This is a genomic window from Kocuria sp. KH4 (assembly GCF_053711175.1).
The window spans coordinates 121999-147175 of sequence record NZ_JBSJYX010000004.1 but is presented as its reverse complement, the minus strand read 5'-3'; the positions used below and the strand labels follow the sequence as shown (position 1 = coordinate 147175).

The following is a 25177-nucleotide window of genomic DNA, read 5'->3' as shown; positions in this document are numbered from 1 at the left end:
CGCACCGTCACGGCACCCCGTCCGTGTCGACCCGACCCCCAGGAGAACCCGATGACCGAGCACTCCCGCACGACCTCCGTGCGCCCCGGCGCCGAGGACCCCGCCCACGGCAGCACCCGCACGTCCACGGCCACCTCCGCCCGCCCCGGCACCGGGCCCGAGGACCGCCCCGGCACCGCGGTCCGCGCCGGCCGGCGCGCCCCCGAGCCCCCGGGTCTCGCGGCCCCCGTGCCCGCGGCCGCGCGCAAGGACCCGGCACCGGGACCCGGGCCGGGGGAGCACTCCGCCCCGGCGCGGTGGGCCGCGGAGTTCGCGGGCACGGCGCTGCTCGTCTTCGCCGGACTGGGCACCGGCATGTTCGCCACCGAGGTCATCGACTCCGCGCTCGGCTTCGGCCTCGGCCTGCTCGCGGCGGTCGTGGCCTTCGGGCACGTCTCCGGCGGCCACTTCAACCCGGCCGTGACGCTGGCCGCCGTGGTCGCGGGCCGGACCGCCCCGGGCCCCGCGGTCGGCTACGTGGTGGCCCAGGTGCTGGGCGCCCTGAGCGCCGCCGGCGTGCTGTGGGCCGTGCTGATGACCCTGCTGGACGCCGCCACCACCGCCCAGGTGATCGGCGGGATCTCCAACGGCTTCGGATCGAACTCCGCCTCGCAGGCGGGGTGGACCACGGTCCTGCTGGTCGAGTTCGTCGCCACCGCCCTGCTCGCCCTCGTGGTGCTCGGCTCGACCGCGCCCCGGGCCAACGCCGTGCTGGCCCCGGTCGCGATGGCCGCGGCGCTCGCCTTCCTGCTGACGGTCACCGCCCCGTTCGACGGCGGCTCGCTGAACCCGGCCCGCTCCACCGGTGCCGCCGTGGTCGCGGGCTCGTCCCACCTCGGGCAGCTGTGGCTCTTCTGGGTGGCCCCGCTGCTCGGCGGCCTCGTGGCCGGGCTGGCCCACCGCGTGGCCGACCTCCGGCGCCCGCGGGCCGGCACCGCGACGGACGGCACCGCCCACGACGGCACCGGCCACGACGGCACCGGCCACGACGGCACCGGCCACGACGGCACCGCCGCCGAGGGGTCCGTCGCGGGGTCCGCCCGCGGCGGGGAGCACCGGGGCCCGTCGGCCTGAGCGGCGGACGCGGCCGCCCGCCCCGGCGCGGGCGGCTCCCGGCGTCCCCGGCCCGCGCCGGGGCGGCCCGCGGGGCCGACGCTTTCCGTCATCGACCGGGGCCGTGGCTAGGCTGAGGCGTGTCCCGGCCCCCACCGGAAGGAACCGGACCACCCCCGTGAGCAGCACGCGCGCCCCCGAACCGCTCGGTGGGATCAGCATGGCCAGCAGGTCCCCGCTGGCCGACTCCCGTGAGCTCGCCGCCGTCAGCGGCGCCCTCTACCCGGTGCTGACGCTGCTGGTGCGCCTGCCCCAGACCATGGTGCCGCTGGGCGTGCTGACCACGGTGGCCCTGATCTCCGGGTCGCCGGCCCTGGGCACGCTGTGCGCCGGGGCCGTGACCCTCGGCTCGGCCGTGTGCGGACTGGCCATGGGGGCGGCCGCCTCCTGGCGGGGGCGCCAGCTCGGTCTCGTCCTGCTCACGCTGGCGAACCCGGTGGCGGTCTGGTGGCTGGTCCGGCTGCTGCCGGGGGCCTCCGCCGCTCCGGAGCCCGATCCCGCCCGGCTGGTCCTGCCGTGCCTGCTCGCCGGGCTCGTCCTGCCGCAGATGGGCGTGGTCTGCCGGCTGCGCTGGTGGTCGCTGCTCGGCCGGGACGACCGGCACGACCTCTTCGACACGGCGCTGCGCCACGAGAGCGTCATGGACTCCCTGGCGACGGTCCTGGCGGCCGCGGTCACCGGGCTCGTGGCCGTGACGCTCGGGCCGGCCGCCGTGCTGGCGCTCTCGGCGGCCCTCACCCTGGCGGGCACCACCGTGTTCCTCCTGCACTGCTCGGCGCGGCTGCCGCGCCGGCTCATCCGCTTCCGCGCCCCGGTCCCCGCCGGGCTCACCCGGGCGGCCCGGCTCCGGCGCCGCCGGACCGCGCAGCTGCGCATGCTCCCGGTGCTGGGCATGGGGGCGCTGGGCGCCCTGCTGGGGTCGATCCTGGGCTCCGTGGTGGTCTTCGCGATCTCCGTGGACGCGGTGGTCTCGGTCGCCTGGCTGTACGCGGTCACGGGCCTGACCTCGGCGGTCGCGGCGGTGTTCGCCTCCGCCCGCACGGAGGAGCTGCGGCTGTGGAACCGCTGGGTGGGGGCGGCGTCGGGGGCCGTGCTGGCCTCGATGCTGCTGACCGTCCCGGACGGCTCGGTGGGGATGGTGCTCGCCCTGGCGCTGGCCGGGCTGACCACGGGTCCCTGCCTGGTGGCCGTCTACGAGCTCGCGCGGCTCGTCGCGCCGAGCTCGCGGGTCACGGCCCTCACCACGGTGATGACGGCGGCGATGAGCGTGGGGCTCACCGTGGGTCTCGTGCTCTCCGGGTGGTTCGGGGAGACGTGGGGCTACCGCACCGCGGCGCTGGTGCCCGTGGGCTCCGCGGCCCTGCTGCTCGCCGGGGCCCTGGGCTTCGTCCACCGGTGGCGGCGCACCCTCCTCGACGAGGGGTGAGTCCCGCCGGGCCCGGCACCGGGCCCGGCGGGACGGGTCGGCTCAGTGGCCGCGGTCGATCCACTCCTGCAGGTGCGGGGCCTCGGCCCCGACCGTGGTGGGGTCCCCGTGCCCGGTGAGCACCTCGGTGCCCTCGGGCAGGCTCAGCAGCCGATCACGGATCGAGTCGATGATCGTGGCGAAGTCGCTGTAGGAGCGCCCGGTGGCCCCGGGCCCGCCCTGGAACAGGGTGTCGCCGGAGAACACGACCCCGTGCTCCCCGAGGCCGGGGGCGGAGAAGCACACCGAGCCCGGGGAGTGCCCGGGGGTGTGCAACACCGTGAGGGTCGTGCCGCCGACGGTGAACTCCTGTCCGTCGGCGAGCTCGGCGTCGAAGGCGGTGTGCGGGTAGACCTGCTCCCACAGCACGGTGTCGTCCGGGTGCAGGTGGATGTCCGCGCCCACCTGCCCGGCGACCTCCTTCACGGCGCGGATGTGGTCGTCGTGGGCGTGCGTGAGCAGGATCGCGACGACTCGCCGCCCCGCCACGGCCTCCACGACCTTCTGCGGGTCGTGGGCGGGGTCGATCACCACGCACGCGTCGTCGTCGCCGACGATCCACACGTTGTTCTCGACCTCCCAGGTGCCCCCGTCCAGGGAGAACGTGCCGGCGGTGACCAGCCGCTCGATCCGCGTCCGCCCGGCGCCGGGGCGTGCGGGCACGGCCCCGGAGTCGTCGGGGTGCGCGCGCACGGTGTCGGGCAGGGCGTCGCCGTCGACGTCCGGGGCGGCCGGATCGGGCGCGGACGCTCCGGACGCGGAGCCGGGCGTGGGTCCGGGGGCGCTCATCGGGTGGCCTCCGTGCCCGGCACCGGGGCGATCTCGACGACGGAGCGCAGCACCGTGCCGGCCGTCATCTTCTCGAACGCGGGCTCCACGTCCTCGATGCCGATGCGCTCGGTGACGAAGCCGTCCAGGTCCAGCCGGCCCAGCCGGTACTGGTCCACCAGCATCGGGAAGTCCCGCGACGGCAGCGTGTCGCCGTACCAGGCGGACTTGATGGACCCGCCGCGCCCGAAGACCTCGTCCAGCGGGATCTCCCAGGTCGTCCCCGGGGCCGGGACCCCCACCAGCACCATCCGCCCGGCCAGGTCGCGGGCCTCGAAGGCCTGCTTGAAGGTCGGGGCGATGCCCACGGCGTCGATCACCAGGTCGGCGCCGAAGCCGCCGGTGAGCTCCCGGATCGCCTCGACGGCGTCCTGCTCCCGTGAGTTCACGGTGTGGGTGGCCCCGAAGGACCGGGCCTGGGCGAGCTTGTCGTCGTCGAGGTCCACGGCGATGATCGTGGTCGCCCCGGCCAGGGCGGCCCCGGCGACGGCCGCGGTGCCGACGCCCCCGCAGCCGATCACGGCCACGGACTCCCCGCGCTGGACGGCGCCGGTGTTGAGCACCGCCCCGATCCCGGCCATCACCCCGCAGCCGAGCAGCCCCACGGCCGCGTACTGGTGGGGTTCGAGCTCGCCCTCGATCTTGGTGCACTGCCCCGCCGCCACCAGGGTCTTCTCCGCGAACGAGCCGATGCCCAGGGCCGGGGTCAGCGGGGTGCCGTCGGCGAGCGTCATCTTCTGGGTGGCGTTGTGGGTCGCGAAGCAGTACCAGGGCTCGCCCTTGCGGCAGGCCCGGCACTCGCCGCACACGGCCCGCCAGTTCAGGATCACGTGGTCGCCCACGGCGACCTCCGTCACCCCCTCCCCGACGGCCGAGACGATCCCGGAGGCCTCGTGGCCCAGCAGGTAGGGGAAGTCCTCGCCCACCGCGCCCACCTTGTAATGCAGGTCCGTCTGGCACACCCCGCAGGTGAGCACGTCCACCAGGGCCTCGCCGGGCCCCGGGTCCGGCACCAGGATCGTCTCCAGGGTGGCCGGTTCGTTCTTCGCCTTGACGACGACTCCTCTGACCTCGTGCATGGGGGATGGTCCTTTCTGCGGACGGCGTGGCGGTTCCGGACCGGAACCCTGCGCCCCAGTCTAGGGAAGGACGCGCCGGGCGCACCGGGGCCGGGCGCGAGGCCCGGGAACGCCGCAGCGGCGGCCCCGTGCTGGTCGAGCCACGGGGCCGCCGCTGCGGCGTGCGCGGGGCCTCCGGAGCCCTGCGGTGCGGTGTCGCGGATCAGGACGCGGAGGAGCCGCCCCGGTCCGAGGTCCCGGAGTCGTCGGACGAGTAGTCCAGGTGCTCGTGCTCCAGGCGCAGCTTGCGCCCCGCCTCCACGAGCTTCTCCTCCTTCTTCTCCTTCTTCTCGACCTGGCGGGTGTCCCGCGGCGGGAGCTGGATGGTCTCCTCGGCCTTGATCCCGCCCTGGAGCTGGCGCCCGCGCTCCACCTCGGCATCGACCTCCGCGCCGAGCAGCAGCACGTTGTTGACGATCCACAGCCCCAGCAGCAGGGCGATGACCGAGCCGATGATCCCGTAGGTGGCGTTGTAGGAGGAGAAGTTGCTGACGTAGAAGGAGAACGCGGCGACGGCGACGGCGGCGACGATCAGCGCCACCAGCGAGCCGACGCTGATCCAGCGGAACTTCGGCTGCTCCACGTTCGGCGTGAAGTAGTAGAGCACGGCCAGCAGCAGCACGGCCAGGGCGATGACGGCCGGCCACTTGGCGATGTTCCACACCGTGACGGCGGTCTCGCCGAGCCCGATGAGGTCGCCGACGGCCCGGGCGATGTCGCCGGAGACGATCAGCGCCACGAGGATGACGGCCACGATGATCACCAGGGTCAGGGTGACGATGATGTTCATCGGCCGCAGCTTCCAGACGGGGCGGCCCTCCTCCACCTCGTAGATCCGGTTCAGCGCCCGGCCGAAGGCCCCGGTGTAGCCGGAGGCGGTCCACAGGGCGCCGAGGATACCGGTGACCAGGGCCAGCCCGGCGCCGGTCTGCGTGGTCAGGTTGTTGATCGGCCCGGCGAGCAGATTGGTGACGTCTGCCGGGGCGTACTGGCGGAGCCAGGTGGTGATGGCGTTCGTGGTCGCCTCGCCCTGGCCGAACACGCCGAGCAGGGAGACGAGTGCGAGCAGGGCGGGGAAGAGGGAGAGCACCGCGAAGTACGTCAGCGACGCGGCGAGGTCGGTGCAGTCGTCCTTGGAGAACTCGGAGAAAGCGCGCTTGAAGACGTAGCCCCAGGCGGGCTTGGTGATCTCGGTGGGGCTGTCCGGCTTGCGGGGGTCCTCGGGGTCGGGTGCCGTCCGCTCCTTGGACCGGCTGTCCTGGGTCGTGTCCTGTGCCATCGTGGACGTCCTTCGGTCTGGCCGCCGGGTGGAGCGCCTGGGCTCCGGCCGGCGGCGGGGGCGTGTGGGGGAGGTCTCGTGCATCAGTGTACTGATCATCGGTGTCGTGGGCGACAATGGTGCGGGCGGGCCGCGGGCCCGGCCGACATCCCACCTGATCAGGAGGCCCATCGTGCCCACCACCCGGCGCACCGTCTCCGCGGAGGTCGACTTCGCGTCCGAGACCGACCACCTGGCGGTGTTCTCCCTCGCCGCCGCCCGCCTGGGCGGCGGCCCGCACCCCGGCGAGCGCCTGCGGCTGCGCGTCGACGGGGAGCCGCTGCCGCTGGAGCCGGCCGAGGACCTGCACGGCACCCGGCTGCACCTGGCCCGCGTGCCGGGCGGGACGCAGTGCACCGTCTCCTACGAGCTGGTCCTGGACGGCGCGGGCGGCCCGGCGCCGGCGGCGGAGTCCGTGGACGTGGTCCGCTACACCCGCCCGAGCCGCTTCTGCCCGTCCGACGAGATGGCCGGCACCGCCGACGCCCTGTTCCCGGGGGCCCGCGGCGGGGGCTACGCGACGCTGCAGCGGGTGCGGGACTGGGTGCACGAGAACCTGGACTACGTGGCGGGCTCGTCGGCGGCCACGGACACCGCCGTGCACACGTACCTGACCCGCCAGGGCGTCTGCCGCGACTACGCCCACCTGCTCATCACCCTGCTGCGGTCCCTCGGCGTGCCGGCCCGTCTGGTGTCCGTCTACGCCCCCGGGCTGTCCCCCATGGACTTCCACGCCGTGGTCGAGGCGTGGCACGACGGCGCATGGTACACCCTGGATGCCACCGGACTGGCCCCGCGGTCGGAGTTCGTGCGGATCGCCACCGGCGCCGACGCCTCGGAGACCGCGTTCCTGACCACCCTGCAGGGCCGGATCTCGCTGGGGGAGATGCGGGTCGCGGCGGAGTCCACCGCCGGCACGTCCGAGGACCCCGGGGCCCGGATCGTCCTTCCGCTGCCCGCCTGAGTGGACAGGGCCGGTCAGAGGGAGGTGACGGCCTCCCGCAGGCGGTCGGCCAGCCGGGTGAGGATGCGCAGCTCCTCCGGGTCGAGCCCGGCGGACATCAGCTCGTGCACGTGCACCCGGAACTGCTCGGCGATCTGCGCCTGCATCGCCCGGCCCGTGTCGGTCAGCCGGATCCGCAGGCCCCGCAGGTCCTGCGGGTCCTGCCACCGGTGCACCATCCCCTTGAGCTCCAGGCGTTCGAGCATCCGGCTGAGGCTGGACTGGGTGAGCAGCACGTACTCGTTGAGCTCGTTGAGCCGCATCCCCGACTCGTCGGAGCGCGAGAGGTTGAAGAGGACGTCGTACTCGCGGGCCGAGAGCTCCGCGAACTCGGGTTGGCGCTGGAGGCGCCGCATGACCGTCACCTGGGCCCTGAAGAGGGCCTCCCAGGCGTCGGCGCTGTTCTGCACACGGTCTGTTTCTCTGCGGGGCACACGTTAATGCTACGACTCGGTTACATGGCCGCGCCGGGCCCGAGTGTCCCCCTTTCGGGGGTCCCCCCGCCGAGGCCGGTGGGGGCCCACCGAGGGGCTGCCCCCTTCCTGCCCGGTGACCAGGCACGATGGACCGGCGGTCGGCGCGGCCGGCCGCGCGGGACGTGTGCGGACACCCGTATTTCCTATCGTGAATGTCCACGAAAGAGCGCGGGTGTCACGCGCCGGCCAGCGCCGTGATCCGCTCCTCCCGGCGCCGGTGGCGCTCCTCCTTGCGGGCCTCCACGAGGCGGTAGAGCACCGGGACCAGCACCAGGGTCAGCAGGGTCGAGGAGATCAGCCCGCCGATGACCACCACGGCCAGGGGCTGGGAGATGAAGCTGCCCTGTCCCGTGACCCCGAGCGCCATGGGCGTCATGGCCAGGATGGTGGCCAGCGCGGTCATCACGATGGGCCGCAGGCGGCGGGTCGCGCCCCGCTCGATGGCGTCCTCCAGCGCCATGCCGTGCTCCCGCCCCCGGTACTGGTTGATGAGGTCGATCAGCACGACCGCGTTGGTCACCACGATGCCCACCAGCATGAGCACGCCCACCAGCGAGGCCAGGCCCAGGGGCACCCCGGAGACGAGCAGCGCGAGCACCGCGCCCGTGGCCGCGAAGGGGATCGAGACCAGCAGGATCAGGGGCTGGACCAGGGACTTGAACGTCGCCACGAGGACCACGTAGACGATGGCGATGGCCGCGAGCACCGCGAGGCCCAGCTGGCGGAAGGTCGTCTGCTGCTCGGTGGCGGCCCCGCCGAGCTCGGCCGCCGCGCCCTGCGGGAGGTCGAGTCCGGCCAGGGCCTCCTGGACCGCGGCGCTCGTGGCGCCGAGGTCGTCGCCCGCGGGGGTGACGGCCACCGTGGCGGTGCGCTGGTCACGGCTCGAGGTGATGGTCTCGACCGTGAGGGTCTCCTCGACCTCGGCCAGGTCGTCCAGGCGTACCGTCCCGTCGGCCGTGGGCACCGGCAGGGCGCGCAGGGCCCGGACGTCCTCCACGGCGCGGCCCTCGCCGATGGTCACGGCCACGGCGTCGGCGTCCAGGTCGATGGATCCGGCCGGGACGGGGTTGACCGTTCCGGCCAGCGCCCCGGTGACCTGCTCCTCGGTCAGCCCGCGCTCGGCGGCGGCGGCCCGGTCGACCGTCACGACCACGGTGGGCTGGGTCGCGGCCAGGTTGCTCGTCACCTGCCCGGCGGAGTCGAGCCCGCCCACGGCCTCCACCACGGCGCTGTCGGCCGCCACCAGCGTGTCCTGATCCGGGGCGCTGACGGTGATCTCCACATCGCTGCTGGTGAAGCCCTGGGCGCCCTGCACGGAGAAGTCGCCGGCACCGTCCAGCGCGTCCAGCTCCTCGCCCACGGTGCGGCGCAGCTGCTGCTGGTCGACCTCGGCGTCCGTCGTGACGGAGAAGGTGGCGCTGTTGCTGCCGCTGCCGGGCATGAACGCGGAGAAGCCGCCGCCGGTGCCCATGGTGACCTGGACGTCCTCGATGCCCTCGGTCGCGGCCAGCACCTCCTCGGCGCGGGACGCCTGCTCGGAGGTCACGGCCAGGGCGGTCCCGGCCGGGAGGTCCTGCTCGATCGTCATCGTGTTCTGTCCCGTGTCCCCGAGCAGGTTCGTGGGCAGCACGGGCAGCAGGGCGGCCGTGCCGGCGAGCACCAGCACGCTCACCCCGAGCGTCGCCCACGGGTGCCGCTGGGTGCCGCGCAGCACCGGCAGGTAGCCCCGGGCCATCCGGGTCGGCGCCGCGGGGCCGGCGGAGGACCAGGGCGCCGTCCGGGCCGGGCGGGAGCGGCGCCGGGCCAGGCGCGGGTCGCGCAGGAACCAGTACGCCAGGACCGGCACGATCGTCAGGGACACCACCAGGGAGGACAGCAGGGCGATGGTCGTGGTGAGCGCGAACGGCCGGAACAGCTCCCCGGTCACGTCGCCCACGAAGGCGATCGGCACGAACACCGCCACGGTGATCAGGGTCGAGGCGGTGATCGCCCCGGCGACCTCGCGCACGGCGGTGAGGATGGCCCGGCGCTTCGCGTTGGCGGGGTCGGTGCGCAGGTCCACCGTCCCGTAGTGGCGCTTGATGTTCTCGATCACCACGATGGAGTCGTCCACCACGCGCCCCACGGACAGCGTGATCGCGGCGAGCGTCAGGAGGTTGAGCGAGTAGCCCAGGGCGCTGATGCCGATGAACGTGGCCAGCAGGGACAGCGGGATGGAGATCGCCGTGACCAGGGTCGAGCGCAGGGACGCCAGGAACACGAGGATGACCAGGACGGCGAAGGCCAGGCCCAGCAGGCCCTCCACGGTGAGGTCCTCGATGGACTGCTCGATGTAGGGCGCCTGGTCGAAGACGGTGGTGATCCGGGCGCCGCCGCCCAGGTCCTCCTCGAGGGCGGGGAGCATCTCCTCCACGGCCCGGGAGATCCCCACGGTGTCCCCGTCCGGGGTCTTCGTGACGGACACGGCGAGGGTCGGCTCACCGTTGGTGCGCGTGATCGAGGTCTGCTCCTGGTCGGCGAGCTGCACGGTGGCCACCTCGCCGATGGTGGTCGTCCCGGCGCCCGCGGGCGCCTCCTCCGAGCGGGGGAGGGGGACGTCGCGCACGGCGTCGAGGGAGTCCAGCGGGGAGCCGGCCTGGACGGGGACGCTCGTGGCGCCGTCCTCGACCGTGCCCACCGGCACGAGCCCGCCGCTCTCCTCCAGCGCGGTGCGGAGGTCGGCGGGGGTGGCCCCGGCGCGGGCGAGCTCCGCCGGGTCCGGCAGGACGGACACGACCTGCTCCGGGGCGCCGCTGACCTCCGCCGAGCGCACGCCCTCGATCTTCTGCAGGTCCGGCACCGTGAGCCGCTCCAGGTCCGCGGCCAGGCGGCTGAGCTCCTCGTCGGAGGACACGGCGAGGAAGACGATGGGGAAGTCCGCGACGGACCCGGCGAAGGAGGTGGGCTCGACGTCCTCCGGCAGCTGCGCCTCGACGTTGGACACGGCCCGCTCCACCTGGTTGCGGGCCCGGTCCAGGTCGGTGCCGTACTCGAAGCCGAGCCGGATCTCGGACAGCCCGCCGCGCGAGGTGGACGTGGACTCCTCCAGGCCCTCCACGATGTTCAGGGCCCGCTCCAGCGGCCGGCCCACCTGCTCGTCGACCACCTCGGCGGAGGCCCCGGGCATCACCGAGACCACGCTGATCACGGGGATTTCCAGGGAGGGGATGAGCTCCTGCTTCATGGAGCGCATGCTGAGCACGCCGAAGACGGCCACGAAGACCGTGATGAGCACGATCAGGGCGCGGTTGGCCATTGAGGCGCGGGCGAGGAGAAACACGCGTGCTCCTAGGAGAGGGGCGGTCGAGGGCGCTCCGGGGAGGCCGGGAGCGGGCGCTCCTCAGCGTACCGCCGGAATCCGACAGGCCGACCGGGCCCGGCCCCGGGCACGCCACGAGCCCCGGACCGACCGGTCCGGGGCCCGTGGCCCGCGCGGCGGGGGGTCAGCGGATGCCGAGCACCTCGGCGGTGCGGCCCATGACCTCGTCCGCGAGCTGCGGGTGGTCGTTGAGGGTGACGCCGTAGGAGGGGATGAGCTCCTTCAGGCGGGCCTCCCACCCGGAGATCCGCCCCGGGAAGGACTTGGCCAGCAGGTTGAGCATGATGGGCACGGCCGTGGAGGCGCCCGGGGAGGCCCCCAGCAGACCGGCGATGGAGCCGTCGGCGGCGGTGATGAGCTCGGTGCCGAACTGCAGCACGCCGCCCTTCTTCGGGTCCCGCTTCATCACCTGCACGCGCTGGCCGGCCTCGACGAGCTCCCACTGGGAGCCGTCGGCGGTCGGGTAGAACTGCTGCAGGGCCTCGACGCGCTGACCCTTCGTCTTGGCCAGCTCGCTCAGCAGGTACTTCACCAGGTCCAGGTTCGCCAGGCCGGCGCGGGTCATGGGGTAGAGGTTGTGCGGGCGCACGGACAGCGGCAGGTCGAGGAAGGAGCCCTGCTTGAGGAAATTGGGCTTGAACCCGCCGTAGGGGCCGAACATCAGGGCGCGCCGGCCGTGCTCGTACCGGGTGTCCAGGTGCGGCACGGACATGGGCGGGGCCCCCACGGAGGCCTGGCCGTAGACCTTGGCGTCGTGCTGGGCGGCCACGCCCTGGTCGGTGTTGCGCAGCCACAGGCCCGAGACCGGGAACCCCCCGTAGCCCTTGGCCTCGCGGATGCCGGACTTCTGCAGCAGGGGCAGGGCGCCGCCGCCGGCGCCCACGAACACGAACTTGGCCCGGACCAGGCGGTGGCCCTCGGCGTTGAGCCGGTTCTTGACCTCGGCCACCCACGTGCCGTCGCTCTGCCGGTCGAGGTTCACGACCTGCTGGCCGTAGCGGACCTCGCCGCCGCGGGCCTGCAGGTGCGCGACCTGCTGCCGGGTCAGCTCGCCGAAGTCGACGTCGGTGCCCTCCGGGGACCAGGAGGCGGCCACCCGCCCGGCGCCCCGGCCGTGCATGGTCAGGGGGGCCCACCCGGCGATCCGGTCGCGGTCCTCGGTGTACTCCATGCGCTCGAAGAGCTTGTGCGGCTTGAGGGCCTCGTACCGGCGCCGCAGGTAGTCGCTGTGCGCGTCGCCGAAGACCAGCGACATGTGCGGCACGGGGTTGATGAAGGTGCGGGGGTCCTGCAGCTTGCCCTCGGACACGAGGGAGGCCCAGAACTGGCGGGAGAGCTGGAACTGCTCGTTGATGCTCAGCGCCTTTGCCGGGTTCACCGAGCCGTCGGCGGCCTGCGGGGCGTAGTTGAGCTCGCACAGCGCGGAGTGGCCCGTCCCGGCGTTGTTCCAGACGTTGGAGCTCTCCGCGCCGACCTGGTCCAGGCGCTCCAGCAGCGTGATGTCCCACTGCGGCTCGAGCTCCTTGAGGAACACGCCGAGGGTGGCACTCATGATGCCGCCCCCGATCAGGAGGACGTCGGTCGATTCCGTTGCCTGAGGTGATGTCACAGTCGATGCTCCCGTAGAACGCCCGGCGCTGGCGCTGCGCCGGTGAGTGGTCGGGACTCAGACTAACGCCACGCCCGGACGATTCCCGAATGGCACCGGGCGCGCACGGCGGCCGGGCTCAGCGCGCGGGGTCGAGGCGGACCCGGTTGAACTCCTCGTAGCCGGTGGAGGTCAGCGGGAAGGCCGTGACGGAGTCGTCGACGGCCACGGCGGAGATCGGGTGGGCCAGGGGGACGGCCGGCAGCAGACGGGAGAGCCGGTCGTTGATCGAGGCGTAGGCGCGGGTGCGCTCCTCGCCGTCGGGCAGCGCCGCGGCCCGGTCGACCGCCCGGAACAGCGAGGCGTTGTCGATCCCGAACTCGCCGCTCGGGCCGCCGAAGAGCGCCCCCATGAAGTAGTCGGGGTCCCGGTAGCCGCCGTTCCAGCCCAGCAGGTGCAGGGCGTGGTCGCCGTCCGGGTCCTGGACCTGCTGCGCGTACCCGTCCGTCCAGTCCACCGGCACGGGCTCGATCACGAACCCCGCCCGCACCAGCTGCGCCGCGATGTCGGCGTAGACCTTCTCGGGCTCCTGCATGTACGTGCGGGAGGTGTGGCGCGGGTAGTAGAAGCGCAGCGGCTGCCCGTCGTAGGAGGACTCCGCGAGCAGCTCCCGCGCCCGCTGCGGGTCGTAGGAGGGCACCTGCAGGTCCGTCCCGTCCATCGCGAAGCGCGCCGGGAGGAACTGGTCGGCGACCCGGGTGCCGTCGGGATAGTGCTCGCGCACGATCGCGCCCCGGTCCACCGCCGCGGCGATCGCCTCCCGCACGTCCGGGTCGTCGAGCGGGGGCACGTTCTGGTTGATGCCCAGGTAGGAGACCGAGTACGGGTCCCGCTGGAAGACCTGGACGCCCTCCCGGGCCAGCGGGGCGAAGGAGTCCAGGCCCACCTGGTCGTAGCCGTCCACCTGGCCCAGGCGCAGGGCGACGTAGCGCAGCTCGGGCTCGGCGACCGTGCGGAACTCGAGGGTGCCGATGTCCCCGAGCTCCCCCCAGTAGTCGGGATTGGCGCGGAGCACCACGCCCGTGCCGTCCCCGGACTCGTAGCGGAACGGGCCGGTCCCCACGGGGTGGGTCTCCTGGGTGCCGGCCGCCAGGGCCGCCGGAGAGGCGATGCCGAACGCCGGCTGCGTCAGGGCCCGCAGCACGGGCGTGCGCGCGGCGCTCAGGGTCAGCACCAGGGCGGAGGGGGACTCCACGGTGCAGTCCTCGTAGGAGGTCCCGCCGCCGGGCGCGCGGAAGACCGTGGCGAAGGGAGTCCGCTGCCCGGTGTCGGCCAGGGACTTCCAGCGCTCGAAGTTCGCGCAGACCGCGTCCGCGTCGAGCGCGGTGCCGTCGTGGAAGCGCACCCCGTCGCGCAGCTCGAACGCGTAGGACCGGCCGTCCGCCGAGCGCTCCCAGGACGTGGCCAGCGCCGGCACGGGCTCGCCCGTGGACGGGTCCGCCCGCACCAGGCCCTCCAGCATCTGCGCGGCGATCCGGGAGGTCTCCACGGTGCTGACCGCCGCCGGGTCGAGGGTGGGCGCCGCCGCAGCGTTCGCGAAGACGAACGTGGCCTGCGGCACCGGGCGGGAGGCCGTCGCGTCGGGCGAGCCGTCGTCGGGCGCGCACGCGCTCACGGCGAGCAGCCCCGCGCAGAGCGCGAGGGCGGCCGCGGTGCGGGGGACTCGCCTGGGCGCCATGGGTCCTTCGTGGCCGGCCGGTCCGGCCGGCGGGATGGTCGTGGAGGCCGCCGTGCGGGTCGACGCCGGCCGGGTCGTGCTCGGGCCCCGGGTGGGGCCGTGGGGTGCGCGAGGCGGGACTCGAACCCGCACGCCGGTCAGGGCACAGGAACCTAAATCCTGCGTGTCTGCCAGTTCCACCACTCGCGCCGAGGGACCCCTCCGGGCCCCCGCCCATCCTAGCCTCAGGCGTCGAGCCCGAGGTCGCGGCGCAGCTTCGCCACGTGTCCCGTCGCCCGGACGTTGTACTGCGCCAGCTCCACGTCCCCCTCGGGGCCGACCACCACGGTCGAGCGCACGAGACCCTCGTAGGTCCTGCCGTAGTTCTTCTTCTCGCCCCAGGCCCCGTACGCCTCGGCGACCCGGTGGTCGGCGTCGGAGAGCAGGGGGAAGGTCAGGGACTCGGCGTCGGCGAACCGGGCCAGCGCCTCCGGGGTGTCGGGGGAGACGCCGACGACGGCGAAGCCGTCCGCGGCGAAGCGCTCCAGGCTGTCGCGGAAGTCGCACGCCTGGGTGGTGCACCCGGGGGTGGAGGCCTTCGGGTAGAAGTAGACGACCACGCGGCGCCCGCGGAGGTCGGCGAGCGAGACGGGCCGGCCCTGCGCGTCCGGCAGGGTGAAGTCGGGGGCCTTCCGGCCGGGTTCGAGACGTGCTGCCATGAGTAGTTCCTCCGTGCGTGCGTTGTCGTGCGGGGCATTGTCGTTCGGTGCGGTGCTGCCGGTCCGGGCGGTGCCCGGACCCCGAAGACTACCGGCGGTGGCCGAGGGCTCGCCCGGAGCTGCCCGGGCGGGCCCTGCGTCCCCGCACGGCGAAATGCTCATAAGTTTGCTTAGCATGATGCTGTAATCGGGGTTCCGGGTCGGTAGACTGCTTTTCATGCCTTTCACGACTCAATGGCCCACCAACAGACTGCTCTCCACGGCGGCACGTCTTGTGGAGCACGCCTGGAACGAGCGCCTGGCCACGCTCGGCGTCACCCACGCGGGTGTCATGGCCCTCGACGTGCTGCAGACCGCGGGGAGCATGACCCAGGCCCAGCTGGCGCACCGCGTGCGGGTGCAGGCGCAGACCATGGGCAAGACGCTGCACCGGCTGGAGCTGCACGGGCACGTCACCCGTTCGAAGAACGTGCGGGACCGCCGCAGCCACCTCGTGTCGATCACCCCGGAGGGGCAGCGCATCCTCGAGGCCGCCACGCAGCTCGAGGACGACCTCGTCGGGGACGGGCTGCTCACCGACGAGAGCCTGCGCCGCACCCTGGCCGACATCATCACGACCCTCGGCGGCGCCCGCTGGAAGCTGCGGGTCGAGCCCGACGGGACCGTCACCGACGCCGGTTCGGCCGGCGCGCCCGCGGCCGACCAGGACGTCGAGGTGGAGGGCGTGGCGGAGCGCGAGACCGTGCCCCAGGGCGACACCACGCCCTGAGCCGGTCGGCGCCGCCCTCGGCCGGGGGAGGGCGCCCCGCGGACGCCGCCGTGTCCGCACTGCCGCGCCGGCGGGGCCACGAGGGCGTGGCCCGGCCGGGAACACCCGGGGCGCAGCCGCCGCCCCGGGTGCTGTCGTGTCCGGACCGCTCCGGCCGTGACCGGACCCGGGCCGGCGGGAAGCGGCCGGGGCGCCGCGCCGGCAACGACAAGAGGCCCTGCCGCGTTGTGACGCGGCAGGGCCTCTGCTGTGGTGCGCCCCCTCGGACTCGAACCGAGAACCCATTGGACAGTAGTGACGCATTCCGTGGGGTGTTGGCCCGTTGCATGGTATAGCCATTAGGCCTAGTGGGGCGCGGAATAATAGGCCGTCATTAGCGCCAGGCATGTTGGCGCGTATCAACGTTTTCGAGGGATAAGCGTGGGGCGCTCGTGGGACCCCACGGATTCACAGCGGGCCGTCCAACTAGTTGTCCACAGCCCCCACGAGCGCCCAGCAGTGCCCCGCTGCGGACTCCGAATCGATACAGGCCTCCCGGAGGTCAGCGGGCAATCGACGGACCGTCAAGGACGCGAACAACCGGTTCTATCTGGCCCACCAATTCGGGTCCCAGGCCGTCTGACTTCGGGGCCCCATAGATGAAACCTTTAGTGACGGTCCAGCGTTGAGGCCCGTACTGAGTCCCGAACTCGACCGTGACCTTATCGATCCCCGGCTGTGTTATGTCGATACCAGTGATTTCGTGGACTATCGGAGTCTCCGCATGCACGAGCGAACCCCCGTAAGGGGTGCTTCGTCCCGGGCGCGTGGACAAGTGCAGGGACCCCTCAACGCCACCCCGACAAGACCACCTGACTACGGGATCAACTAGCGGCCACTGTGCCCGGTTCTCCAAAGTGATTGCCGCCGTCCCATCGGAGACACTCCCCGGACTGAACATGGAAATGTTGAACCCAGGGTCAGGCCGTGTAGCCAAGGCAAGCGCTTGGGTAGCGTTCTCAGCCGTAAGGGCGCTGTATTTGGCTGCCTGTTCACTCAACTTGGCAGTACGCCAGGCGGCCCCCGCGGCCAATGCCCCAGCACCTGCAGCGACTGCAGCGGTGACAACCCCCGCCCGGTCCAAGTCATCACCTCCCAGCGTTCCTGCGAAGAGGCACAGGCCCACGAGCACGGCTATGAAAAGCAGGGCTAGCAGAACTCTTCTGACGACGACCACCGCACGCCGTTCTGCCTGTTGAATTTCCATGCACTCAGGCTATGAGAAATGCGTCAGTAGCCATGGAGCGACCCCCGGCAGGTTTCCCCACCGGGGGTCGTTCCTGTCGCACCAGGGGAGGCCGTCAGCTCCCGTAGTTGCGCCGCGCTCGCTCCGCCTCCACGCGCTCCAGTTCCCGCCGCAGTGCCTGTGCCTTTTGCCGGGCGTTGGGAATGTCCCCGGCAATGGTGATGTGGTGGTGCCACGTGTTGTTGACTACCGGAGCTGCCGCGACGCCTACCGCTCCGCCGCCACTGGTGCGCGCACCCACGGGGCCGCCAGTCGCCCGGTGCAGCACCGGCTGGGCCAGGACCTGCCGGACGCCGGAGGTGCCGTGCGTGGCCGCTGCGTGGTTGAGCGTGCCCAGGAACCCGCCGGCCACCCGGTCCACCTCCGGGCGCATGATGTGCTCCCCGCCGCCCAGCGCCAGGTACGGCACCCCGGGCACGGAGGTGGTGAACATGAGGTTGTCCACGCCCGGGGAGTACCCGGGGAGCGCGCCCCACGTGGTGCCCACGGTGCCGCCCATGGCCCGCGCCTCCCCCTTGGTGCGCCACGGCGTGATGCCCTCCACAAACTCGCCCAGGCCCGTCTTGTCCTGCACGTACGAGAACAGGGGGTTGCCGCCCACGGACGTGCCGTCAATGGCTTTCTGCCAGGACCCACCGTCAATGCCGGCCAGGTTGGTCTCCATGTTGTCCATGGGTCCCTGGAGCTGGGGGAACTTGTCACGCACCAGGTCCTCAATGGACTGGCCCACGTCCCGCAGCTTCTCGTCCACCCGTCCGAACACGTCCACTAGGCCGTCCACGACCGTACGCACCGGCTCCACGTTCTCGTACAACCATGCGAACCCCTTGGCCAGCCCGTAGACGCCCAGCGCCGCCAGCCCCAAGGGGTTGGCGCGGAGCACGCCCCACAGCCCGCGCAGCCCCCACTTGGCCCCGCCGGCGGAGGTGCCCACCCCGCCCAGGCCAATACCCATCCTGGAGAGGAACCCCAGCACCCCGGTCACGGCGCGGTACCCCTTGACGCCCGCCCACAGCAGCATGAGCGCCCCGGCTACCGGCCCCAGCAGCCATGCCATGCTGCCCAGCATGTCGATGATCGGCACGAGCACCGGCGCGGCGGCATCCCCCAGCTTCGCCAGCGCGGTCACGGCACTGTTCTGCAGCGCCTGCCAGGACCGCCCGTCTCCGTCCAGCGCCCTGTCCAGCCCGTACGCCGCGCCAGCGGTGTCACCCAGGATGCCTGGGGCGGTGGCTACCGTGTTCAGGAACGTGCCCACCTCAGCTGTGGACAGGTCCTCCAGCGGGGTGCCGAACACCTCCATGGCCCGTTGCGCTCGCAGGGCCTCGTCCGGGATGCCCTGCAGCGCGGCCACCGTGTCCTGCAGAGCGGTGGCGTCCCCGGCCTGGAGGCGGCGGGACACGTCCGCCTGGTCGATACCCAGGGACCCCAGGGCCTTGAGCTGGGCGGCGTCCGCGGACCCGGCGCGCACGTCGAACTCCTTGAGCGCGTCGCCCGCCTTGTCCACAGCCATGGGACCCTGCCGCCCGAACTCCGCGAGGATGCCCAGCGCCTCTCTGCCGTCCAGGCCGATGGACTTGAAGAACGGGCTGTACTCGGCCATGGCCTCCAGCAGCTCGTCCCGGGACCCCATGGGCGTGTTCTGCAGGGCTGCCACGGTCAGGTCCATGGCCTCCCGGGGGTCGCCGGCCAGACCCGCGTTGACCATGACACCGGCGGACGTGGACAGCTGCATGGGGTCGATACCGAACGCGTCCTGCACGTTGATGACGTCCCGGGTGAGGTCCTGCATGTCCCGTGATCCCACCTGCACCCCGTCGAACGTGGAGAGGATGGACACCTGCGCCTGCGTCACCAGGTCGAAAGACGTGCCGTACCCGTCCCCGTAGAGCTGCCGGGCGGAGGACTTGAGGTCGTCCGCGTCCACCCCGGGCGGCAGGGACGCAGCGGCGGTGGTGGCGGCGTTGTCCTGTCCCAGCCACGCAAGGCCGGTGCCTGCCGCTCCGCCGGCCACACCAAGGTTTCCCAGGGTGGAGTCCAGCCCGGACACGGCACGCTCCACCTGCTGAGCGAACGCCCGTCCAGCCTCCCGTCCCATCCGGTCAGCAGTGGCCACTACCCGGGGGCGGGCACGCTCCAGTGCCTCCGCCACCACCCCCGTCTCACGGTCCATGCGCCCGAACGCCACCCGCCAGTCCCGCTCCAGATCGTCGGCCACCTTGGCCATGTGCCCCATGGCCGCGCCAATGGTGCGGTCCGCCAGCAGCACCGCCCGCGCCTGCTGCTCCGCCTGCCGTCCGGCCCGCTCGTGCGCGTCCCCCTGGTCCCGGGTGGCCCGCTCCGCCTGCTTGCCCGTCTTGGCGTACTTGCCGTTGGCCTCCCGCAGCCGGCCCGCCTTGTCCAGGTACCGGCCCATGGCCTTGTCCGTCTCCGTCAGCGCACGGCCCTGGTCCCTCGTGGCGTCCGTGGCCTGCTTGGTGCCCTTGGCCGCGTCCTGGGCGGCCTTGGCCCCCTCTTTCTCGTGCCGGGTCAGCAGGGCCAGCGCCTCCTGCGCCTGTCCCGCCGCCTGTGTGAGGTTCGCCAGGGGGCCGGACGCGTCATCGTCCACACCCACCCGGATACCGATCATTTGGTCTGACATGATGCCTCCTGCGTGTTGGTCGTGTGACCTTTCGTCGGGTCCCCGCAGGTTGTCAGCGCCTCGTTATCAGCCTAGGGCGGGCGCTCCGGGTGGAGCGCCCGCCCCGCTGGAACTGCTGGTCAGCGCTCGCGCCGGTCCCAGTGCCGCACGTCTCGCTGGCCCTCCGGGTCCGTCCACACCAGCGGCACCCCACCGATCCGCACGTGATTGTCGATGGGCCGGAACTCGCTGTTCCGCACGGCCCCGGTGTAGTCGCTCACGCCACCCGGGTACTCGATCACGCGGGACAGCAGCCCGTCCTCGTCCCCGTTCATGTCCACGGGCCGCAGACCCAATGACTCGACCTCACTCCGCAGCTCCAGCCACTGTGCGGGGAAAGACTGCTGGAACGCCTGGAACGCCGCCTCAGCTGCCTTGAACGCCGCTTTGGCCTGGTCCCGCTCGTCCACGAGCGCTGCGGCCCTTCTGCCGGCCTCCAGCACCCGCTCCTGGTGGTCCAGGGCGTCCGCCTGGGAGTCCAGCGCCTGCGCCTTACCGCTCAGCCCGGCAGCAGCCCGGGAACGCAGGTTCATGGTGTCCCGCGCCGCCTGGTACTCGGAGGCGTCCGGGCGCTCTCCACGGTCGGCTGCGGCCTCCAGGGCGCCCAGCTGGCCGCGGGCGGCGGCTGCCTCAGCGGACAGCTCGGACGCCTGGTCGCGCAGCTCCTGCGCCTGCGCTCGCAGACGGTCCTGCTCGGTCTGGGTGGTGATGTTCTCGGTCATGTCAGTTCCTCTCGTTGCTGTTGTTGGTGTTCTTGATGGGACGCCCGGTGACGAAAGCCACAGCCTCCGCTATGAGGCGCTCCTTGCGCCGCTGGTCCTCGTCCTGCTCGTCCCGCTCCGGGGTGGTGTCCGTGGCCCCACGGGCCAGGTGCGCCCGTTGTGGGACCCGCCCGGCGTACGCGTCTCGCTCCGCCGCCGTCGCCGGGACAACGACGGTGACCCTCCGGACGATCCGTTCCGCGCCCATCAGTCCACGTCCAAGACCGGCAGGGAAAGCTCCCCGCCCTTGGCTGCGATTCCGGCGTCCAGGACCACGGTCAGGGGGGCGCTGGAGGTCGTCTCGATCCGCTGGGGCATGTCCAGGCCGTACAGCTTGGCCCGGCGCTCCGCGACCCTCACCAGCGCGCCGGCCAGCTTGGTCACGGTGTCCGCGTCCGTTGCGTCCGCCTCGTCCAGGGCCTTCTGCAGCTGCCGCTCCAGGCCCTCCAGCCGGCCTCCTTCGACGGCCCGCATGATCCGTACGCCCTCGTCCTTCCGGGCCGTGAGCGCGGCTGTCACGTCCGCGTATGCGGTGGACTCCGCCACCCCAAGGGCCTCGCCAATCTCGGTGTACGTCCAACCCTGGGAGCGCAGTTGCACGGCCTGTGCCCGGCGGGCCAGCCTCTCGTGCTTGGTGCTCATCTTCGACTCCTTGCTTCGGAATGTTCTTCGGTGCTTGGTGTTGCCGGGCGGGGCGGCCCGGGTCCAGGATGCTGCGGGCGGTTCACGGGGTCCCGCCCAGTTCGTCCCGTTCGCGGCGGGCCTCGGCGGCGGCCACGGCCAAGGCGTTGACGAGGTAGGCCATTGCCCGGGGGTTCGGGTCGTCGGCCACTTCTGCCAGGACGGCGGCGACTGTGAGGTTCAGGAAATCGGGCTCTCCTGGTGCGGCGGTGTGCTGGTATGAGCCGATCAGGGCTTGGGCGCGGCTTCCGGCGGTGACGAGAGCCGGGTCGAAGCCTGCAAGTTCAGGGTCGTGGTCGTTCACGGGGTGCTCCTGGTGGTCGTGGTTTCGGTGGTGGTTTCCCTGCGCCGGTGTGGGGCTGGGCGGCGGACCCGTCCGCCCCATACGGCTCCCCGTTCCTTGGCTGTGGTGGCGTAGGCGGCGCAGCGGGTGAGCACGGGGCAGTCGGCGCAGGCTGCTGCGGCGTCCTGGGTGTCCTGGTGGTCGTCTGAGGTCCAGCGGTCCCAGTGGGGTCCAAGGCAGGGCACGGTGGCCCCGGCGTCCAGGGCGCTACGGATGGAGGCCAGCAGGTCCTGGTGGGCGGTGGCGCGGCGCTGGGACAGCACGGGGGTGCCGGTCATTCGGCGCTCCTGGTGAGGGTGTGGTGCTGCGCCTGGGCGCGGGCCTGCCGGTAGCGGGCGGGGTGGGGGTGCGCCTGTGGGCCTACGGTGTACCCGCCGGTGACCCATGCGCGTGTGCTGCCGTCCACCTGCATCAGGGCGAGGGGGCCGGAGAGGGTGGGAGCGTGGCCTCCGGTGTACACGCCCTGGTGCAGGGCACCGTCCGGGGTGCCCCACACGATGGGGGCGCCGGTGGGGGTGTGCTGGGGGTCCATGGCTTGGACGGCCCCGGAGGGGTACACGTGGCGCACGACGACTTCGGACGCGGCCCTGGACTCGTCCACTGTGGGGTGCACGTCGTCCTCGTGGAACAGGGCTACCAGGTCCGGGTACTGCTGCTCCATGAGGTGGTCCACCCCGATGTCGGCCAGCTCGTGCACGGCCAGGTCCACGGTTGCCCTGGGCAGTTCCGCGAGCGCTGCTAGCTCGTCGCGGGTCAGGGCCTGCTGCGAGGTGACGAGCAGGGCCAGCACGCCCATGGAGTACTGGGAGGTGTACTGCACGTGCTCCCATGCGAACGCCAGGAGGGCCTGGGACTTGTTGGGGGTCATGGTCGTTCCTTTCGAGGGTTGATGAGTTTGCATAGATGTCATCAGGGTGCGGAGCCGGCCACGGCTGGTAGTCCGGTGGTGTCGCGCTCCCTTGGGGTGGGCCAGGGGTTCACGGCGCCCGGGGTGCGGACCCATTCCAGGGGGCCGGCTTGGGACTCGGCGGTGTTGAGCAGGCGGTTAAGCCACTTCCCAGCCTCGTAGCGGTCCAGGGTCTTGAGCGGGGGCATGGACCAGCCCATAAGCTGCGCCTCGGTCAGCCCAAACATGTCCTCTAGGAGCTGCCATAAGTGCCCCCACAGGTGGTCCGCTTGTACCGGGTCCTTGTGCTGCCGTGCCCTGGCGATAGCTCGGACCGTGCCCAGCAGGGCTGCGCGCTCGGGTGAGGTCCCGAACTTGGTGGAACGGGCCACAGGTCCGTCGTTCCCTGGAGCTGTCGCGCCGGTCCGCGCGGCAGCGCCGGACGGGAACCTTCCATGCGTAGGTTCATGAGTAGGTACCTGAGTAGGTGGGGTCCGGCCACCCGGACCCTTCTGTCCGGCACCCCGGACCCTTAGGGTCCGGCCACCCGGACCCTTCGTGTCGTCGGGGTCCTGATTTGTCGTAGCGTCCTGCTGTTCGACAACAGCCGGGAGGTGGAGCCGGTAGGTGGTGGCACTCCCGAACCTGTGCTGATTTCCGCCCGGTGTCTGCACGCTGATCCATCCGGCTTCCACCAGCTGTGCCAGCGCATCAAACACGGTGCTACGGCTGTAGCCCGTAGCCTCCGCCAGCCGTGCTACACCGGGCCGGGAATTGCTCAGGGGCACACCACCGGCCCCGGGTCCGTCTGCGTACGTGAGCAGGGCAGACAGGACTCTGTGGTGGGTCGGCGGCAGGAGGTCCTTCCCCGTCCGGCTCAAAGTGTTGAAGAAGCCCCACCAGTCTGCGGAGGTGGTCACCGGCCCCACCCCTTCCTGCGAGCGCGGCGTGCCGCCCGGTTTCCGCCCGGTTGCGCGCGGTCCCGGCGTGCCATTTCCTGCCGCACCTGACTAGGGACCTGCAACTGCCAGGACGTGGCGACAGTGGACCCGTCCGGTGCGACGGCAGCGGCGTAAGGGGTCACCCACCCTTGATCCTCCAGCCACTCCAGGGACCCCTGCACATCTTCCACAGGGATGCCCAGATCGGCGGCCAGCCGCTCCGGGGTCAGGGGCTGCGTCAGCAGTGCATGGGCGGCATCGTTCACGGGGGTGTCCTCTCGGGGCGTCAGGCTGCCCACAAGGTCACCTCCTGCGGGTCATGCTGGGGCTGCGCCGCGGCCACCTGGGCGTGGGCTGCGTGCACCACCTCGTCCCAGCCGGCGGCGCGCAGGGCCAGCAGCCCCCGCCGCGCCTCGTCCACGCTGATGCCCAGCAGGTCGGCCGCCTCGTGCGGGTCCATGGGCAGGAGCAGCAGCGCCTGCGCCGGGGTCACTTGGTGTCTCCAGCGCCGGGGCCGGGGGCGGGGGTTTCCGCCCACGCGCTCGCCTCCAGGGCCTTGGGGGTGCCCTTCCAGACGCGGAGGGGTGCGACGGCCCGGTTGGGCTGGGCGTGGGAGGTGAAGCCCACCAGCTCCAGCAGACCGAGGTTGCGAGCCACAGCGAACATGGCGCCCATGTGCTGGTGCACCTCGGGGTCCGGGACGCCGTGTCGGCGCAGGGCGTCAACGGTGAATGTCTCGCCACCCTGGGCGAACTCCCGGAGGGCCTGCCAGGCGGTGGCCCGCCATTCCTCGGGGCTGTAGGTGTGCGCGGCGGCGATTCCGTCCGGCAGACCGGCGGTCACGGTGTCCAGCCTGTAGATACCGTCCAGGACGTCATGCCCGGTAGCGGTGGTGGGGGGTAGAATTGGGGTGTTCACTTCAACGGCCTCCTGTTGTTGTCCGCCCCGTCCGGCGTCCACCGGGCGGGGCTTCTTCATTTCCTGGGGGAGGGAGGCCTTTCGTCGGGTACTGCGGGGGGTCAGGCGGCGTGGGCCTGAGCCTGTTCCCAGGCCAGCACGTCCTCAAGTCGGTACTTGACGAACCGACCCACGCGGAAGCCTGTGGGTCCGTAGTCGTCTACGCGCCACCGGCGGACGGCTTGCAGACTGACGCCGTAGCGGTCCGCCAGGTCCTGCATACCGAGGATCGGGCGGCTGTTCTGAGGGATGCGGTCATTGCCCACATGGGTCTGCTCAGCCTGGGCGGCGGGTGCTTTGGTAACCACTGGGACCTTCCTTTCTCCAGGCTGAGCTTGAAATGCCCAGCGCGCTCATTGCGTATGCATTCACTCTAGGTGGATGTCCTAGACGTGTCAAGACATGTTTGCATAGCCAGCTCAAATACAGCACAATGCACTGCATGACTCCCGAATTCACCGGACCCCAAGGGCTGGCATCAACGCCGGACGGCCAGCATCAGCACCTAACCGTGACCACGGACGAGGGCGCCCAATACATGCTGGTAATTCCCACAGTTCGCAGGGAAGACGGTTCGCCCGTGTGGGACAACCTTGTGGAGGTTGGCCCGGGCGTGCATGCGCCCCGGCATGTAGTGCTGACTGCGGGCCTCGTGGCCGATGGAGTGGAGCGCGCCCGGGTGGCTATCACGGCTGCTCCCTCACCGCATGGATTCACAGCGCGCGGGGTGCGCGTGGACGCTATGGATGATGCAGAGGTGACGGGGGAGCTGCTGCGCCAGGTCCCCGTGGCGTCCATGCTCCAGGAGTGCTGGCGCGTCCTGCTCTTAGACCTGCCGGCAGAGGTTGCCCCGTATTTGGCTGACCCCGGTGCTGAGAGGTGGGAGCACCTGCGGCAACAATGGCCCTCCGGCCCAGAATCACACGTGGCCGTGGCCGTCGTCGCCCATGCCTATCGGTTAGCCGTGGCCACTGGAACGCCCCCCACGCAACACGTGGCTGACCTATTCACGGTGTCGCGGGCCACCGCCGGACGCATGATCGCCCGGGCACGCAGGGACGGACTTCTGGACCCCGCAGAACGCAGATGGACCGGCGGCACCCGCGCCACCCGCAACTAGAAAGGACCCACC

25 protein-coding genes, 1 tRNA gene and 2 pseudogenes are annotated in these 25177 nt (G+C 72.1%); 5 read left to right on the top strand and 23 right to left on the bottom strand.

Annotated features, from left to right (window positions below):
* Positions 1-51 precede the first annotated feature (51 nt).
* Both ACWCOM_RS05090 and ACWCOM_RS05085 read left to right on the top strand, forming a co-directional pair.
* Positions 52-1113, top strand: a complete 1062-nt coding sequence (locus ACWCOM_RS05090) for an MIP/aquaporin family protein (protein WP_454547649.1) — start codon at positions 52-54, stop codon at positions 1111-1113.
* Positions 1114-1270: 157 nt separating this feature from the next.
* On the top strand, positions 1271-2578 hold the full coding sequence (locus ACWCOM_RS05085) for a hypothetical protein (RefSeq protein WP_454547648.1): 1308 nt from the start codon (positions 1271-1273) through the stop codon (positions 2576-2578).
* Between the two features lie 42 nt (positions 2579-2620).
* Here the strand turns inward: ACWCOM_RS05085 and ACWCOM_RS05080 are convergent, their stop codons facing one another.
* The 3 genes from ACWCOM_RS05080 to ACWCOM_RS05070 form a co-directional block, all read right to left on the bottom strand.
* The gene (locus ACWCOM_RS05080) at positions 2621-3406 is read right to left on the bottom strand and encodes an MBL fold metallo-hydrolase (protein ID WP_454547647.1); all 786 of its coding nucleotides are present in this window, start codon (positions 3404-3406) and stop codon (positions 2621-2623) included.
* Positions 3403-4524: an S-(hydroxymethyl)mycothiol dehydrogenase gene (locus ACWCOM_RS05075; RefSeq protein ID WP_454547646.1), complete on the bottom strand. Its 1122-nt coding sequence runs from the start codon at positions 4522-4524 to the stop codon at positions 3403-3405. The genes ACWCOM_RS05080 and ACWCOM_RS05075 overlap by 4 nt, the downstream gene beginning before the upstream one ends.
* A 202-nt stretch (positions 4525-4726) precedes the next feature.
* The gene (locus ACWCOM_RS05070; protein ID WP_454547645.1) at positions 4727-5842 is read right to left on the bottom strand and encodes a YihY/virulence factor BrkB family protein; all 1116 of its coding nucleotides are present in this window, start codon (positions 5840-5842) and stop codon (positions 4727-4729) included.
* Between the two features lie 172 nt (positions 5843-6014).
* Here ACWCOM_RS05070 and ACWCOM_RS05065 point away from each other — a divergent pair, with 172 nt between their 5' ends.
* Complete coding sequence (locus ACWCOM_RS05065) at positions 6015-6845, top strand: transglutaminase-like domain-containing protein (protein ID WP_454547644.1); 831 nt, start codon at positions 6015-6017, stop codon at positions 6843-6845.
* A gap of 14 nt (positions 6846-6859) precedes the next feature.
* Here the strand turns inward: ACWCOM_RS05065 and ACWCOM_RS05060 are convergent, their stop codons facing one another.
* The 6 genes from ACWCOM_RS05060 to bcp all read right to left on the bottom strand — a co-directional run bounded on the left by ACWCOM_RS05060 (position 6860) and on the right by bcp (position 14742).
* Entirely contained in the window at positions 6860-7294 is a 435-nt protein-coding gene (locus tag ACWCOM_RS05060) for a MarR family winged helix-turn-helix transcriptional regulator (RefSeq protein ID WP_454547643.1), read from the bottom strand.
* Between the two features lie 241 nt (positions 7295-7535).
* Entirely contained in the window at positions 7536-10679 is a 3144-nt protein-coding gene (locus tag ACWCOM_RS05055) for an efflux RND transporter permease subunit (RefSeq protein WP_454547642.1), read from the bottom strand.
* Between the two features lie 163 nt (positions 10680-10842).
* Complete coding sequence (locus tag ACWCOM_RS05050) at positions 10843-12327, bottom strand: malate:quinone oxidoreductase (protein ID WP_454547641.1); 1485 nt, start codon at positions 12325-12327, stop codon at positions 10843-10845.
* Between the two features lie 118 nt (positions 12328-12445).
* Positions 12446-14044: an ABC transporter substrate-binding protein gene (locus tag ACWCOM_RS05045; protein ID WP_454547640.1), complete on the bottom strand. Its 1599-nt coding sequence runs from the start codon at positions 14042-14044 to the stop codon at positions 12446-12448.
* A 105-nt stretch (positions 14045-14149) separates the two neighbouring features.
* A tRNA-Leu gene (locus ACWCOM_RS05040) sits at positions 14150-14233 on the bottom strand.
* 35 nt (positions 14234-14268) lie between these two features.
* Positions 14269-14742 carry a thioredoxin-dependent thiol peroxidase gene (gene bcp / locus ACWCOM_RS05035; RefSeq protein WP_454547639.1) on the bottom strand — a complete coding sequence of 158 codons (474 nt, stop codon included), beginning with the start codon at positions 14740-14742 and terminating at the stop codon, positions 14269-14271.
* A 217-nt stretch (positions 14743-14959) separates the two neighbouring features.
* Between bcp and ACWCOM_RS05030 the strand changes: the two genes are divergently transcribed.
* Positions 14960-15511 carry a MarR family winged helix-turn-helix transcriptional regulator gene (locus tag ACWCOM_RS05030; protein ID WP_454547638.1) on the top strand — a complete coding sequence of 184 codons (552 nt, stop codon included), beginning with the start codon at positions 14960-14962 and terminating at the stop codon, positions 15509-15511.
* A 250-nt stretch (positions 15512-15761) separates the two neighbouring features.
* Here ACWCOM_RS05030 and ACWCOM_RS05025 read toward each other — a convergent pair.
* The 14 genes and pseudogenes from ACWCOM_RS05025 to ACWCOM_RS04960 all read right to left on the bottom strand — a co-directional run bounded on the left by ACWCOM_RS05025 (position 15762) and on the right by ACWCOM_RS04960 (position 24353).
* Positions 15762-15867: pseudogene (locus tag ACWCOM_RS05025) on the bottom strand.
* Positions 15868-16851: 984 nt separating this feature from the next.
* The gene (locus ACWCOM_RS05020) at positions 16852-19437 is read right to left on the bottom strand and encodes a phage tail tape measure protein (protein ID WP_454547637.1); all 2586 of its coding nucleotides are present in this window, start codon (positions 19435-19437) and stop codon (positions 16852-16854) included.
* A 119-nt stretch (positions 19438-19556) separates the two neighbouring features.
* A complete protein-coding gene (locus tag ACWCOM_RS05015; protein ID WP_454547636.1) occupies positions 19557-20198 on the bottom strand; it encodes a hypothetical protein in 642 nt (213 codons plus the stop codon).
* 1 nt (position 20199) lies between these two features.
* On the bottom strand, positions 20200-20445 hold the full coding sequence (locus ACWCOM_RS05010) for a hypothetical protein (RefSeq protein ID WP_454547635.1): 246 nt from the start codon (positions 20443-20445) through the stop codon (positions 20200-20202).
* Positions 20445-20879 (bottom strand): helix-turn-helix domain-containing protein, encoded by a 435-nt coding sequence (locus ACWCOM_RS05005; RefSeq protein ID WP_454547634.1) that lies wholly within the window; start codon positions 20877-20879, stop codon positions 20445-20447. The genes ACWCOM_RS05010 and ACWCOM_RS05005 overlap by 1 nt, the downstream gene beginning before the upstream one ends.
* 82 nt (positions 20880-20961) lie before the next feature.
* Positions 20962-21222 carry a hypothetical protein gene (locus ACWCOM_RS05000; RefSeq protein ID WP_454547633.1) on the bottom strand — a complete coding sequence of 87 codons (261 nt, stop codon included), beginning with the start codon at positions 21220-21222 and terminating at the stop codon, positions 20962-20964.
* A complete protein-coding gene (locus ACWCOM_RS04995; protein ID WP_454547632.1) occupies positions 21219-21539 on the bottom strand; it encodes a WhiB family transcriptional regulator in 321 nt (106 codons plus the stop codon). Before ACWCOM_RS04995 ends, ACWCOM_RS05000 begins: the two co-directional genes overlap by 4 nt.
* Positions 21536-22129: a hypothetical protein gene (locus tag ACWCOM_RS04990; protein WP_454547631.1), complete on the bottom strand. Its 594-nt coding sequence runs from the start codon at positions 22127-22129 to the stop codon at positions 21536-21538. The genes ACWCOM_RS04995 and ACWCOM_RS04990 overlap by 4 nt, the downstream gene beginning before the upstream one ends.
* 41 nt (positions 22130-22170) lie before the next feature.
* Positions 22171-22395, bottom strand: coding sequence for a hypothetical protein (locus ACWCOM_RS04985; protein ID WP_454547709.1), 225 nt, complete (start codon positions 22393-22395; stop codon positions 22171-22173).
* Positions 22396-22833: 438 nt separating this feature from the next.
* Positions 22834-22935, bottom strand: a pseudogene (locus ACWCOM_RS04980) (helix-turn-helix domain-containing protein); the annotation flags it as partial.
* 128 nt (positions 22936-23063) lie between these two features.
* Positions 23064-23354: a hypothetical protein gene (locus ACWCOM_RS04975; RefSeq protein WP_454547630.1), complete on the bottom strand. Its 291-nt coding sequence runs from the start codon at positions 23352-23354 to the stop codon at positions 23064-23066.
* A 20-nt stretch (positions 23355-23374) separates the two neighbouring features.
* Entirely contained in the window at positions 23375-23581 is a 207-nt protein-coding gene (locus tag ACWCOM_RS04970; RefSeq protein ID WP_454547629.1) for a hypothetical protein, read from the bottom strand.
* Complete coding sequence (locus ACWCOM_RS04965; RefSeq protein WP_454547628.1) at positions 23578-24066, bottom strand: hypothetical protein; 489 nt, start codon at positions 24064-24066, stop codon at positions 23578-23580. The genes ACWCOM_RS04970 and ACWCOM_RS04965 overlap by 4 nt, the downstream gene beginning before the upstream one ends.
* Before the next feature lie 41 nt (positions 24067-24107).
* Positions 24108-24353, bottom strand: coding sequence for a helix-turn-helix transcriptional regulator (locus tag ACWCOM_RS04960; protein ID WP_454547627.1), 246 nt, complete (start codon positions 24351-24353; stop codon positions 24108-24110).
* A 32-nt stretch (positions 24354-24385) separates the two neighbouring features.
* Here ACWCOM_RS04960 and ACWCOM_RS04955 point away from each other — a divergent pair, with 32 nt between their 5' ends.
* The gene (locus ACWCOM_RS04955) at positions 24386-25165 is read left to right on the top strand and encodes a DUF6214 family protein (protein WP_454547626.1); all 780 of its coding nucleotides are present in this window, start codon (positions 24386-24388) and stop codon (positions 25163-25165) included.
* The last annotated feature ends 12 nt before the right edge of the window (positions 25166-25177 follow it).